This is a genomic window from Nitrospirillum goiasense (assembly GCF_034427435.1).
In the GTDB taxonomy this organism is placed as follows: Bacteria; Pseudomonadota; Alphaproteobacteria; order Azospirillales; family Azospirillaceae; genus Nitrospirillum.
Genome location: NZ_JAXQNP010000002.1, coordinates 907,381 through 920,996, shown reverse-complemented (window position 1 = coordinate 920,996; position 13,616 = coordinate 907,381). Strand labels below are relative to the sequence as shown.

At 68.7% G+C, this 13,616-nt stretch carries 12 protein-coding genes; 2 read left to right on the top strand and 10 right to left on the bottom strand.

All coding sequences use genetic code 11. The features are described from left to right. Positions 1-92: 92 nt before the first annotated feature. The 3 genes from thrS to ULB03_RS06695 form a co-directional block, all read right to left on the bottom strand. On the bottom strand, positions 93-2,081 hold the full coding sequence (thrS, locus tag ULB03_RS06705; protein WP_322482452.1) for a threonine--tRNA ligase: 1,989 nt from the start codon (positions 2,079-2,081) through the stop codon (positions 93-95). A 159-nt stretch (positions 2,082-2,240) separates the two neighbouring features. After that, positions 2,241-3,212 carry a glycosyltransferase family 9 protein gene (locus tag ULB03_RS06700; protein ID WP_322482451.1) on the bottom strand — a complete coding sequence of 324 codons (972 nt, stop codon included), beginning with the start codon at positions 3,210-3,212 and terminating at the stop codon, positions 2,241-2,243. Positions 3,213-3,247: 35 nt separating this feature from the next. Next, positions 3,248-4,540 (bottom strand): glycosyltransferase family 4 protein, encoded by a 1,293-nt coding sequence (locus ULB03_RS06695; protein WP_322482450.1) that lies wholly within the window; start codon positions 4,538-4,540, stop codon positions 3,248-3,250. Positions 4,541-4,666: 126 nt separating this feature from the next. On the opposite strand from ULB03_RS06695, the gene ULB03_RS06690 reads away from it, so the two are divergent. Continuing rightward, positions 4,667-5,308, top strand: a complete 642-nt coding sequence (locus tag ULB03_RS06690) for an alpha/beta hydrolase (protein WP_322482449.1) — start codon at positions 4,667-4,669, stop codon at positions 5,306-5,308. An 11-nt stretch (positions 5,309-5,319) separates the two neighbouring features. Then, positions 5,320-6,390, top strand: coding sequence for a serine hydrolase domain-containing protein (locus ULB03_RS06685; protein ID WP_322482448.1), 1,071 nt, complete (start codon positions 5,320-5,322; stop codon positions 6,388-6,390). Between the two features lie 147 nt (positions 6,391-6,537). Here the strand turns inward: ULB03_RS06685 and trmB are convergent, their stop codons facing one another. From trmB to ULB03_RS06650, 7 genes are all read right to left on the bottom strand, one after another. Further along, positions 6,538-7,056 carry a tRNA (guanine(46)-N(7))-methyltransferase TrmB gene (gene trmB / locus ULB03_RS06680; protein ID WP_322482447.1) on the bottom strand — a complete coding sequence of 173 codons (519 nt, stop codon included), beginning with the start codon at positions 7,054-7,056 and terminating at the stop codon, positions 6,538-6,540. Between the two features lie 296 nt (positions 7,057-7,352). Beyond that, positions 7,353-8,513 carry a methionine adenosyltransferase gene (gene metK, locus ULB03_RS06675; RefSeq protein ID WP_322482446.1) on the bottom strand — a complete coding sequence of 387 codons (1,161 nt, stop codon included), beginning with the start codon at positions 8,511-8,513 and terminating at the stop codon, positions 7,353-7,355. A 137-nt stretch (positions 8,514-8,650) separates the two neighbouring features. Beyond that, a complete protein-coding gene (locus ULB03_RS06670; RefSeq protein ID WP_322482445.1) occupies positions 8,651-9,121 on the bottom strand; it encodes a helix-turn-helix domain-containing protein in 471 nt (156 codons plus the stop codon). Between the two features lie 261 nt (positions 9,122-9,382). Further along, on the bottom strand, positions 9,383-11,035 hold the full coding sequence (lnt, locus tag ULB03_RS06665) for an apolipoprotein N-acyltransferase (RefSeq protein WP_322482444.1): 1,653 nt from the start codon (positions 11,033-11,035) through the stop codon (positions 9,383-9,385). Between the two features lie 29 nt (positions 11,036-11,064). Continuing rightward, complete coding sequence (locus ULB03_RS06660; RefSeq protein ID WP_145735274.1) at positions 11,065-11,991, bottom strand: hemolysin family protein; 927 nt, start codon at positions 11,989-11,991, stop codon at positions 11,065-11,067. A gap of 3 nt (positions 11,992-11,994) precedes the next feature. Then, positions 11,995-12,591: an rRNA maturation RNase YbeY gene (ybeY, locus tag ULB03_RS06655; RefSeq protein WP_322482443.1), complete on the bottom strand. Its 597-nt coding sequence runs from the start codon at positions 12,589-12,591 to the stop codon at positions 11,995-11,997. After that, complete coding sequence (locus ULB03_RS06650; protein WP_322483793.1) at positions 12,588-13,613, bottom strand: PhoH family protein; 1,026 nt, start codon at positions 13,611-13,613, stop codon at positions 12,588-12,590. Before ULB03_RS06650 ends, ybeY begins: the two co-directional genes overlap by 4 nt. Positions 13,614-13,616: the final 3 nt, after the last annotated feature.

Genomic DNA, 13,616 nt, shown 5'->3' with positions numbered 1-13,616 from the left:
TGATGATGTGTACTTGTAAGAAAAGCCAGCGCCGCGCAACTGCGGATTTCTCTCCACAGCCCCGTTGGGCGCTGGTCAGACCATAATTATCCTCAGAACGCGGCTTCCGTCACTCCCTCCGAAGGGACAGGCGCGCGCGCTTCCAGCTTAAGCGCCGCCACCGCCTCGTCAAGCGACAGCAGCTCTTGGTCCTTGCCGCCCAGGCGGCGCAGGGCCACGGTGCGGTTTTCCGCCTCGCGTCCACCGACCACCACCAGGACCGGCACCTTGGCCAGCGAATGCTCGCGGACCTTCAGGTTAATCTTTTCGTTGCGGGTGTCGACCTCCACGCGGAGGCCGGCCTTGGCCATGATCTTGGCCACCTCCTCGGCGTAGGCGTCGGCCTCCGACGTGATGGTGCAGACCGTGGCCTGGACGGGCGACAGCCACAGCGGGAACTTGCCGGCGTAATGCTCGATCATCATGCCGATGAAGCGCTCGAACGAGCCCAGGATGGCGCGGTGCAGCATCACCGGCCGGTGGCGGGCGCCGTCGGCGCCGATGTAGCTGGCGTCCAGGCGTTCCGGCAGCACGAAGTCGAGCTGCAGGGTGCCACACTGCCAGGTGCGGCCGATGGCGTCGGTCAGGTGGAATTCCACCTTGGGGCCGTAGAAGGCGCCCTCGCCGGGCAGCTCCTCGAACTCCAGGCCGTTGGCGGTCAGGGCGTCGCGCAGCCCCTGCTCGGCCTTGTCCCACACCTCGTCGCTGCCGGCGCGCACGTCGGGGCGCAGCGCCAGCTTCACGGCGATCTTGTCGAAGCCCAGATCCTTGTAAACGCCCAGCTGCAGCTTGAAGTAATCCGCCGCCTCGGACGGCACCTGGTCCTCGGTGCAGAAGATGTGGGCGTCGTCCTGGGTGAAGGCGCGGACGCGCAGGATGCCGTGCAGCGCGCCCGAGGGCTCGTTGCGGTGGCAGGCGCCGAACTCCGCCAGGCGCATGGGCAGGTCGCGGTAGCTCTTGAGCCCCTGGCGGAAGATCTGGACGTGGGCCGGGCAGTTCATGGGCTTGACGCCCAGGAACTTCTCACGGCCCTGGTCGTCCACCGACTCCCGGATCTTGAACATGTTGTCGCCATACATGTCCCAGTGGCCCGAAGCCTTGAACAGGCTGCTGTCGTAGAGCTGCGGCGTGCGCACCTCCAGATAGCCGGCGTCCTTCAGCTTGGCGCGGATGTAGCGTTCCAGCGCCTGCCACAGGGTCCAGCCCTTGGGATGCCAGAAGACGCTGCCCGCCGCCTCTTCCTGCAGGTGGAACAGGTCCATCTCGCGGCCCAGCTTGCGATGGTCGCGCTTCTCCGCTTCCTCGATCTGGTGCAGGTGCTCCGCCAGCTCCTTCTCCGTCCGCCAGGCGGTGCCGTAGATGCGCTGGAGCATGGGGTTGCGGCTGTCGCCGCGCCAATAGGCGCCCGCCACCTTCATCAGCTTGAAGGCGTGGCCGACCTTGGACGTGGACGGCAAGTGCGGGCCACGGCAGAGGTCGTACCAGCCACCCTGGCGGTAGATGGTGATCTTCTCGCCCGCCGGGATGTCGCCGATGATCTCGGCCTTGTAATGCTCGCCGATGGAGTTGAAGTGGGCGATGGCCTCGTCCCGGTCCCAGACTTCGCGCGTGAAGGGGCTGTCCGCATCCACGATCTCGTGCATGCGCTTCTCGATCTTCACCAGGTCGTCAGGCGTGAACGGCTCGGCCCGGGCGAAGTCGTAGTAGAAGCCCGTGGATATCGCGGGACCGATGGTGACCTGCGTGCCGGGGTACAGCTGCTGCACCGCCTCCGCCAGGATGTGGGCGCAGTCGTGGCGGATCAGTTCCAGCGCGTAGGGCGCGTCGCGCGTCAGGATGGCGACCTTGGCGTCATGCTCGATAGGGCGCGACAGGTCGCGCTCCTCCCCGTCCACCGTGACGGCCAGCGCGGCCTTGGCCAGGCTCTTGGAGATCGACTGCGCGACCTCCAGGCCCGTCACGCCCGCCGCGTAAGTTCGCACGTTGCCGTCGGGCAGCGTGATCGCGATCTGGGGCTGGTCAAGGTTTTCAGCGGTCGTCATGGCGTTCAGGGTTTGTCCAAATTGAAGAAAGGCGACTTTGGGTAGCGGGGGCGGAACTGTCAAGCGTTGGGCCCGGGGGTAAGCCGGCTGGCGGGTCATAAGCGCCGCATGGCTGTGTCGCCCAGGGCACAGACACGCGCAACAAGTGGAACAATCGGCCTAAACCCCGGCGTTTTCGCCACCCTGTCCGATATCAGGCCCCACATCCGGCTTCGGCCGCAGGCGCAGCGCCGTCTCCACCGCGTCCACGCCCAAATCCACCAGGTCCAGCACCTTGATCCAGGTGGCGTCCGGGCCCCAGGGGGCGGAGCGCGCGGGATCGGTGTGGTGCGACATGATCATCAGCGTCGGGCAGCCCAGCGCCGCCGTCAGGAAGATGGGGCCGGTGTCATTGCCCACCGCCCCCTCGGCCCGCCGCGCCAGGCTGGCCAACTGGCCCAGGGTGGTGCGACCCACCAGGTCCACCGCCCAGGGACAGTCGCGCACAATGGCCTGGGCCGCGTCGCGGTCGGCGTCGGTGCCCACCACCACCGGGGTCAGGCCCCGGTCCGCCAGCCGCCGGCCCAACGCGGCGTATCGGTCCGCCGGCCAGCGCTTGTGCGGCAAATGGGGCGAGCAACCCGGCACCAGCAGGACGAAGGGCCCCTCCGGCGCCAATTCCTCCACCTCACCGGCCAGCCAGTCCAGATCGGCGGGCCCCGTGTCGGGAACACCGGCGGCCTCAAGCTGCACGCGGTAGCGGTCGTGGTTATGCAGCCCTGCGACATCGGGCAGCGGGAAGGCGGCGCCCTTGGCCGCACCGGACCACAGCGGCCGGCGCCCGGGGCCCATCAGCCAGAAGTACCGGGCCGTGCGCGGCTTGTTCTGCAAGTCGTAGATGGTGTCGAAGCCGCCGGCGCGCAAGCGGGAGCGCAGGCGCAGGTAGGCCAGCGGGTTGCGGCCCCGCGGATCGGCCCATACCGCATCGAACCAGGGCATGGACCGGCCGAAGCCGACGAAGGCCGACCCGGTCAACAGGGTGATATGGGCCTGCGGATGACGGCGCCGGATAGCCTGGAAGGCATCGAAGCACTGCACCAGGTCACCCAGCGCGCCCAGGCGTATGGCCAGGATGCGTTCCGTGCCGGACACGCGTTCTGCGCCGGACGCGGGCCCGGTGGGCACCGTCACGGGCCGGCCTTGCGGTAGGCCGCCATGCCGACGGTGGCGCGCAGGTGCAGCAGCTCGGCATACACGCCCAGCGTGGCCTCGCACATGCGTTCACGGGTGTAGTTCTGCAGGACGAAGCGGCGCGCGTCGGCGGCCAGGGCGCGGCGTTGCAGGCTGTCCAGCGCCAAAGCCTCGCCAATGGCGGCGGCCATGGTCGTGGGATCGCCCGGCGGCACCACCAGACCCGTCTCGCCATCGATCACCGTTTCCGCCACGGCGCCGTGGTTGGTGACGATGACGGGCTTGCCCATGGCCTGGGCCTCGACGATCACGCGGCCGAACGCCTCGGGCTGGGCCGAGGCGCTGACGACCACGTCGGACAGCAGGTAGGCGGCCGCCATGTCGTTGCAATGGTCGGCGATGGTGACCTGGCCTTCCAGGCCCAGCTCACGGATGCGTGCCACCAGTTCCGCCCGATATTCCGTCCGCCCCTGGTCGGAGCCCACCAGCACGGCGCGCACGTCGTCGCGTTTCAGCAGGGCGATGGCCTCGATCAGGTCCAGTTGCCCCTTCCAGCGGGTCAGGCGGCCGGGCAGCAGGATGATGCGCTGGTCCTCCGGCAGGCGCCAATCGCGCGCCAGCTTGATCAGCCGTTCCTGGCTGACCCGCTCCGGGTCCAGGGTGAAGGTGTCGACGCCGCGCGGAATGGTGCGCAGCCGATCCGGCTCCACCCCGTACTTGTCCGCCACATGCTCCGCCACGAAGCGGGAAACGGCGATGACGCGGTCACCCTTGCCCATGACCGCGTTGTAGCGGCGCTTCATCTCGCCCTTGAAGTTGTACGGGGCGTGGAAGGTGGTGACGAAAGGAATGCCGGTGCGCCGCGCCGCGATCCAGGCGCTCCATGCCGGCGCGCGGGAACGGGCGTGGATGATGTCCACGCCGCGCTGGCGGATCAGGGCTTCCAGCCGGCTGGCGTTGCGCCAGATGGTGAAGGGGTTCTTGGAGGCCAGCGGCAGGGTGATGTGCTCGGCCTTGTACCGCTCCAGCTCGCGCGCCATGGGGCCGCCGCTTGAGGCCACCAGGGCGGTGCCGCCGGCGCGCATGAGGGCGGCGGCCATGTCGATGCACCCGCGCTCCGCCCCGCCCGTCACCAGGCTGGGGATGACCTGCAGCACGACCGGCCGCCCCCCGCCGAACCAGCCGGCGGCGGTGTTGGCCCCATCCCAACTGGCCCCATCGGGGGCCGGCGCGGGATTGCCGGTGTCGGTCGAGGCCGTTACGGTGCCAGGGGTGTGGGTCAAGGTCATTCGGAGAAGGCAAGCATGGCGGGGACGCCGATACATAGCGTACAGCGGGGGGCCGCCACCATAGCCTATCGACGTAGTGCCGGACGCGGCCCCGGAATTGTCTTCCTGGGCGGCCTGAAGTCCGACATGACGGGCAGCAAAGCGACAGCCCTGGAAGCCTACGCGCAAGACCGGGGTCACGCCTTCGTCCGTTTCGACTACCAGGGTCACGGGGTGTCCAGCGGCGATTTCCGCGATGGCACCATCGGCACCTGGGCGGACGACGCCATCGCGGTGCTGGATCAGGTGACGGAGGGGCCGCAGATCCTGGTGGGGTCCAGCATGGGCGGCTGGATCATGCTGCTGGCGGCCCTGGCCCGGCCCGACCGGGTACGCGCCCTGGTGGGCATCGCCCCAGCGCCGGACTTCACCGAGCGGCTGATGTGGGCGCGCATGGATGCGGCGGCCCGCGCCACGTTGATGCGCGAGGGCGAATGGCGCCAGCCCTCCCTCTACGATGACGCGGGCTATCCCATCACCCGCGCCTTGATCGAGGAGGGCCGCCACCACCTGCTGCTGGACCGGCCCCTCGCCCTGCCGCCGGTACCGGTGCGCCTGATCCACGGCCAACGCGACCCCGACGTGCCCTGGCAAACCAGCCTGGACCTGGCCGCGGCCATCACCCATGACGACGTGCGCGTCACCCTGGTGAAGGATGGCGACCACCGCCTGTCCCGGCCGCAGGACCTGGACCTGATCACCCGGCAGGTGGCTGAGCTGCTGGAGTAAGGGGACCTGACATGCTGAACCGTCGCCTGCTGTTGCGGGCGGCAGCGGCCTTGCCGCTGCTCTCCACCCTACCCACCCGCGCCGCCGAAAGCCCCGACGCGGTGGTGGACGCCTTCGTCCGTGACACCGGATTCCAGGGCGTGGTCATGCTGGGCCAGGCGGGCAAGGCCGATTACGTCCGCACCGTGGGTTATGCCGATATCGAGGCCAGGGTGCCGGCCAAGGCCGACACCCCGTACGCCATCGCCTCAATCAGCAAGTGGCTGACGACGGTGACGGTGTTGAAGCTGGTGGAGCGCGGGCTGCTGGATTTGGACGCGCCGCTGACCCAGGCCCTGCCCGACTATCGCGCCGATACCGGCGCCAAGCTGACCCTGCGCCGCCTGCTGTGCAACGCCAGCGGCCTGCCCAACCTGTTCATCGCCGAGGCCAAGGCCGATCCCACGCTGCTGCAGACCGACCTGACCACAACCCAGGCCCTGGCCCGCTTCGGCCAGGGCGACCTGGTGTTCGAGCCGGGTGCCCGGTTCGACTATCACCCGGTGAACTGGATCGTGGTCATCGCCGCCGTGGAACGGGTGACCGGCCTGCCCTTCCAGGCGGCGGTGCGATCCATCACCCTGGATCCGCTGGACCTGCGCGCCACCGGTGCCACGGAGGCCATGCTGGAGGGGGCGGCGCCCTCATACCGCACCGTCGCGCCGCCGGAGCGTTGGCGCAACGACCGGCGGCCCTATCTGGCGGCCTCGGGCGGCTATGCCAGCACGGCCCCCGACCTGATGCGCGCCGCCCACCGGGTGTTCGACACCGATTTCCTGACGGTGGAGTCCCGCCGCCAACTGACCCATGTCGAGGTGCCGATGGAAGACTACGCCCTGGGCGGCCGAGTACGCCGCCTGACCATCCAGGGGCGCACCGTTCTGGCGGGCTGGGAAACGGGCCGCACGGCGGGCTATCGCCTGGTGCTGGGCCACCGGCTGGATGGCCAGCGCACGGTGGTGCTGATGAACAACACCGCCCTGTCCCAGAAGACCATGGACCAGTTCGCCGACGCGCTGCTGGGGGCGGAACCCCGGGCCTGACCCCAGCGCCGCGCGCCCATCGTTACGCCTATTTTCAATAGGCCGCGACCGCGGTCGCCGGAGCATTTTGGGGAGCGTCAGCGGACTGAAATGCGAGGATAAGCCAAGCCAGCGGATGCTGGCACCCGGCGCCTGAGGGGGCCAGAACTACCTGACTTTCCGACGGAAACGCAAATAAACCGGCACCCGGCCAGCCTCCAGCGCCTTCTGTTCGTAGCGGGTCTGGACCCAGTCGGCCGGCGGCACGCGCCAGTCGGCCGCTTTGTCGGCCAGCCATTCAAAGTCAGGGTAGCGCCAGGCGTGTTCCAGCATCCAGCGGCATAGCTGCTGGTCATCGGTGGCCAGGCGCAGCTCGGCGCCGTCCTTCAGCACACGCGCCAGGCGCGGTAGGTTGGCGGGGCCGATGAAACGGCGTTCGGCATGGCGCAGCTTGGGCCAAGGGTCGGCGAACAGCACGAAGACGCGGCCCACGCTGGCCTCGGGCAGGGCGTCCAGGATGGGGCGGGCGTCATCGGGGCAGATGCGGATGTTGCCGGACAGGTCCTTGGCCTCGACATGCTGCAGCAGGTTGGCGACGCCGTTGATGAAGGGCTCGCACCCGATGAAGCCGATGTCCGGGTTGGCGGCCGCCTGTTCGGCCAGATGCTCACCGCCGCCGAAGCCCACCTCGAACCACAGGTCGCGCTTGGGGGTGGGGAACAGGGTCGCGGGATCGATGCTCCCCCCGCCGCCGGCGGATCCAATTGCAGGCGGGGCAGCAACGCCTCGATCAGGCTGGTGCGGTGCTGGCGCAGGGGCCGGCCGCGACGACGCCCGTAAAGCAGGGGGCGGTGCTGGGCGGGGGTGTCGTCGGTCATGATGTGATCAAGGACGGGCAAGGGGCGGAAAGGCGGTCAGAAAAGCCAAGGGCCTTGGCGATCCATCGATCGGCCAAGGCCCCCGGCGTCAGGACAGGGCGAACCTTAGAACGCGCGCTTCAGCTCGTCCACCAGGTCCAGCTTTTCCCAGGAGAAACCGCCGTCGGCGTCCGGCGTGCGGCCGAAGTGGCCATAGGCCGCCGTGCGGGCGTAGATGGGACGGTTCAGCTTCAGGTGCTCACGGATACCGCGGGGGCTGAGGTTCATCAGCTGGCGCAGCACGTCCGACAGCTTTTCCTCATCCACCCGGCCGGTGCCGGCGGTGTCGATGTAGACCGACAGCGGGTGCGACACGCCGATGGCGTAGCTGAGCTGAATGGTGCAGCGGTCGGCCAGACCGGCGCCCACCACGTTCTTGGCCAGGTAGCGCGCGGCATAGGCGGCCGAACGGTCCACCTTGGTCGGGTCCTTCCCGGAGAAGGCGCCGCCGCCGTGCGGGGCGGCACCGCCGTAGGTGTCGACGATGATCTTGCGGCCGGTCAGACCGGCGTCACCGTCCGGGCCGCCGATGACGAAGCGGCCGGTGGGGTTCACGTAGAAATGGGCCTCATCGCACATCCAGCCTTCCGGCAGGACCTTCAGCACATGCGGGCGCACGATCTCGCGCACGGCGTCCTGGTCCAGGCCCTCGGCATGCTGGGTGGAGACGACCACCGAGGTGGCGCGCACGGGCTTGCCGTCCACGTACTGCAGGCTGACCTGGCTCTTGGCGTCGGGGCCCAGTTCCTTCACGCCACCATGGCGCGCGTCGGCCAGCGACTTCAGGATGCGGTGGGAATAGTGGATGGGGGCCGGCATCAGGTCGTCGGTTTCGCGGCAGGCATAACCGAACATGATGCCCTGGTCGCCAGCGCCCTCGTCCTTGTTGCCGGCGGCGTCGACGCCGACCGCGATGTCCGCGGACTGGGCATGCAGGTAGCACTGCACCTCGGCCGTCTTCCAGTGGAAGCCGTCCTGCTCATAGCCGATGGCCTTCACCGTCTCGCGGGCCACGCCCTCGATTTCCTTCAGCAGGCCTTCGGGGCCGCGCACCTCACCGGCAATGACGATGCGGTTGGTCGTGGCCAAGGTTTCGCAGGCCACGCGGGCATACGGATCTTGTGCCAGGAAGAGATCGACCACACCGTCAGAGATTTGGTCGCAGACCTTGTCCGGATGACCTTCGGAAACGGACTCGCTGGTGAAGACGTAATTGGATTGGGCCACGGGACGCCTCGACTAATGTAACGACGGCTATTTACGGCGGAGCGATGTTATATCGACAAAAAAACGCCGCGCGGGCTTATGCAGCCAGGCGGCGTTTTTCGCAGGCTTCTACAGCGCGGTCAAGGGGCAGGCCCCTATCACGCGACGTCGGCCACAGATTCCACACCGGAATTGGCGACGGCCTTGGTCAGTTCGAACAGGCGCTTGCGTACGGCGGGATCGGAAATGCGGTAGTAGGCGCGAACCAGTTCCAGCGTCTCACGCTTGGCCATCGGGTCGGCATCGAAGCCCATGTCCGGGGACAGGGCCTCATCCACGACGTCGTTCGGCGTGTCGCCGGCCATGTCGTCGAAGAAGAAGGACACCGGCACGTCCAGCACGCGCGACAGGTCGAACAGGCGCGAGGCGCCGATGCGGTTGGCCCCGCGCTCGTACTTCTGCACCTGCTGGAAGGTCAGGCCGATGGCCTCTCCCAGCTTTTCCTGGCTCATGCCCAGCAGGGTGCGGCGCAAGCGCACGCGGCTGCCAACGTGGACGTCGATCGGGTTGGGTTTTCCGATCCGAGGCCGCCCACCGGTGGAACGGCGGGCCCCAATTGCACTCTCCATGATCCAAATCCTCACGTTACGGATCGATTACGACCCTAAGCCAAGCGTTCCCGGACGGTCAAGGCGCGCCGCCTGCATCCCACCGTCCCACTCCCTGGCCCTTGTTCGGTCCGTCGCCCGCAAACCGGGCCTTGCGCGGCAGCGCATGATCCATTCGATCACAGGCCGACGCCGGATCCCGGTGACAATCGCGGGGTTAAAAACCCCAACGGCGGCGCCACGGGTCCTGGTGCGGCCAATCACGGACTTTCGGCATGGGCATCAAGGGCACTGCCTACCCTGATACAGCCGAAGCGTGAAAAAATAGATAACGCCCATTACGGCCAAGAGTAAAGCGGCCAAGGGGCCATCACCCCATCGGGCATAAGGCGTAGGCTGAATTGTCGATTCAGGCAGCGGCAGGTCAAGTACCCCGCGCGTCCCCAGCGCCAGGCGGCCCAACTCGCGGCCGTAGGGGTCCACCACCGCCGAAATGCCGGTGTTGGCGGCGCGCACCAGGGGCAGCCCTTCCTCGATGGCGCGCATGGTGGCGATGGCCAGGTGCTGGTGCGGCCCGGCCGTGAGACCATACCAGGCGTCGTTAGTGACGTTCAGCAGCCAGCGGGGGCGCTGCGTTGCCGCACCCGCCGTACCGGCCTCCTGCGCCGTCACCATGCCGGGGAAGATGACCTCGTAACAGATCAGCGGGCTGACCGGCGGCAGGCCCGGCAGGCCCAGGGTGCGCGGGCCCGGCCCCGACCCCAGGATGGAGTTGCCGGGCGACACCAGCGCCACCGCCCGCAGGGGCAGCCAGCGGCGCAAGGGGGTGTATTCGCCGAAAGGCACCAGGTGGGCCTTGTCGTAATGGCCCAGCACCTGTCCCTGGTCGTTCACCACCACCAGGCTGTTCCAATAGGTGTCAGTGCCGTCCTCGGCACCCGGCTGGCCCGCCGGCGTCAGCCGCAGGGTGCCCGTCAGGGTCAGGCCGCCGGGCGGGGTCACCTGGCCCACCGCCTTCAGCAGCTCCGGCTCATCCTCCAGCAGGTAGGGCACGGCCGTTTCCGGCCAGACCAGGGTGGTGACGGGAGGTTGCCCTGGAGGCTGCGGTTGGCGCGACAGGGCCAGCAGCAGACGGACATGCTCCAGTTCCAGCTGCGCGTTCCACTTGTCGGACTGGGGGATGTTGGGCTGCACCAGGCGCAGCATGACCCCCGGCACCAGCGGCGCCTCGCCCGCCGGCACGCGTGCGATGCCATAGGCGGCCATCAGGGCCACCAGGCCCAGGCCCACCGCCGGGGCCATCCAGGGACGGCGCCCGCCATCGGCCAGCACCGCCGGCAGGCTGGCGGGCAGCACCGTCAGCAGCGTCAGGCCGTAAACCCCGATCAGCGAGCCGACCTGCGCCGGGCCGGGCAGGCCGACCCAGACATAGCCCATCAGGTTCCAGGGGAAGCCGGTGAAGGCATGGCCGCGCGCATATTCCACCACCGTCCAAACCACGGCGAACAGCAGGCAGCGGGCGATGCCGCCCCCGCCGGGCCCCGCCAAACGGAAGCGCCGAGTCAGGGCCCACCAGACCAAGGTGCCCGTCCCCACGAACAGGCCCAGCAGGAACGGCAGGCCGGCCACGGCGAGGGGCAGCATGGGCCAGAAGCGGGGGAAGACCAGCAGCGCCGCCCCCACCCAATAGAGGCCCAGCACGAAATGGCCGAAGGCGAAGGCCAAGCCCGTCCAGAAGGCGGCGGCCGGGCGTTCCACCCCGTCCAGCAGCCAGATCAGGCCGGGAAAGGCCAGCCACAGCACCGGGATGGCGTTCACGGGGGGCATGGCCAGCGTGGCGAGGCCACCCAGGAGGGCGGCCAGCCCCAGGCGGCGCCAACGGCCGCCCTCGCGCAGACGGGTGGCGAGGCGGGCCAGACGGTCAGGCAGGCTCACGATGGGAATGGTCTCCGGTTACGGGGGCGTCAGGAACCCGTCGCCAAGGGCTGGTCCTGGCTGGCCGACGCGGGCAGGTTGCGCACGCGCAGCCGCTTGATGCGGCGGGGATCGGCGTCCACCACCTCGAACTCGATGCCCGAGGGATGGACCAGCGTCTCGCCCCGGCGGGGGATGCGGCCGGCCAGGGAGAAGACCAGGCCCCCCAGGGTGTCGACCTCCTCCCGCTCCTCCTCGTCGAGGACGGGGCCGACGCGGGCCTCGAAATCCTCCAGCGGCAGGCGGGCGTCGGCGATTAGCGTGCCATCGGGGCGTTCCACAATGCGCGGCTGCACCGCGTCGTCATGTTCGTCCTCGATCTCGCCGACGATCTCCTCCACCAAATCCTCGATGGTCACCAGGCCGTCGATGCCGCCGAACTCGTCCACCACCAGGGCCATGTGCTGGTGCGCCTGGCGCATGTGCAGCAGCAGGTCCAGGACCGGCATGCTGGGCGCCACGATCTGCACCTCGCGCACGATGGATTCCAGGTCGAAGGGCCGTTGGTCGGCCACCACCGCCAGGATGTCCTTGATGTGGACCATGCCGATGACATCGTCCAGCGTCTCGCGGTAGACCGGCATGCGCGAGTGCGCGTCCTCGGAAAAGCGGCGGATCAAATCCGGCAGGCTGATCGAGGCCTCGATGCCCAGGATGTCGGCGCGCGGCACCATGATGTCGACCACGGTGCGGCCCCGGAGCTTCAGGATGTTGGCCAGCAGCGTGCGCTCATTGCCGCCCACGGACGTCTCGTCCGCGCTGCTGTCCTCGATCAGCTCTTCAATGGTGTCGCGTAGCGTGGGATCCACGCGCCCGCCCAGGGCGGCCCGCAGCCAGCCCCGGAATTGCTGGGTCAGTGACCCGTGATCTTCGGCCCCGTCTTCACGGGGCGTTCGACTGTCGGAAAGATCGGCCATCGTTTAGCGCGTGGTCTCTTCGCTCTGAGGGTCTTCGCGGGTGGGGCCGGCGCCGTCCCGGTAGGGATCGGCTATGCCCATGTCCGCCAGGATCGCCGTCTCCAGCCGTTCCATGGTCTCGGCCTCGGCGTCCTCAATGTGATCATAGCCCAATAAGTGCAGCACGCCATGGATCACAAGGTGGGTCAAGTGGTTGGCGACGGGTTTGTTCTGTTCCGCCGCCTCCGTCATCAAGGTTTCATACGCCAGGATGATGTCGCCCAGCAGGTAGGGCGGGCGCTCCATGCCCTCGGGAAGGTCGAATTCCTCATCCTCCCCGTCCTCGTCGAGCATGGGGAAGGACAGGACGTTGGTGGGCTTGTCCTTGCCCCGGTACTGATGGTTCAGCACGCGCACGGCGGCATTGTCGGACAGCAGGATGGAAACCTCGCCCTCCCCTTCCGGCAGGGCGTTGGCATCCACGACCAGCGCCTGGACCAGGGCCTTGCGCGCGGCTTTGCTCACCACCTCCTCGACGCCGGGGATGGTGGCCTCCCAGTCGCCGGCCTCGACCTCGACGATGATCTCCAGGGCATCGGCCCGGGCGGTGTCCACGGTCATTCCTCGGTCTCCGCCGATGCCTTGGCCATTTCCGCCGGCCGCTTGCGCCGGGCGTCGGCGCGGTCATAGGCGTCGACGATGCGGCCCACCAGCGGATGGCGCACCACGTCGGCGGCGGAGAAATGGACGAAGGCCGCCCCCTGCACGCCTTCCAGCACCTCAACCGCCTCGCGCAGGCCGGACTTCACACCGTTGGGCAAGTCCACCTGGCTGAGGTCGCCGGTGATGGCCATGCGGCTGCCCTCGCCCAGGCGGGTCAGGAACATCTTCATCTGCATGGGCGTGGTGTTCTGCGCCTCGTCCAGCACGACGAAGGCGTTGGCCAGCGTGCGGCCGCGCATGAACGCCAGGGGCGCCACCTCGATCTCGCCAGAGCCCAGGCGCTTGGCCACCTGCTCGGCCGGCAGCATGTCGTAGAGCGCGTCGTACAGCGGGCGCAGGTAGGGGTCCACCTTCTCGCGCATGTCGCCGGGCAGGAAGCCCAGCTTCTCCCCCGCCTCCACCGCCGGGCGGGACAGGACGATACGGTCCACCCGGCCGGTGATCAGCAGCGACACCGCCTGCGCCATGGCCAGGTAGGTCTTGCCCGTGCCGGCGGGGCCCAGGCCGAACACCAGCTCGTTCTCCGCCAGCGCCTTGAGATAGGCCGCCTGGGTGGGGGAGCGGGGGGTGATGTCGCGGCGGCGGGTCTTCAGCACCGCCTCCGGCCGGGTGATGGAGGCCAGGGCGCGGCCCCGGCTTTCGGCATCGACCCCGGTGGCGATGCGCATGGCGGCGTCCACCTCGGCCGGGCCGACGGGCATGCCGCGCTTTAGCCGCTCCCACAGGGCGTCCAGGGCGGCGCGCGCGGCACCGGTGGCATCTTCCGGACCGGAGATGGTCAGGCAGTTGCCGCGGCTGATGAGGCTGACGCCCAACTGGCGCTCGATGCGGCTCAGATACTGTTCATGTTCCCCGAACAACAGGGGAAGCAGGCGATTGTCATCGAACTGCAGGTCGATGCGCTGGTCCGTTCCGGACACGTG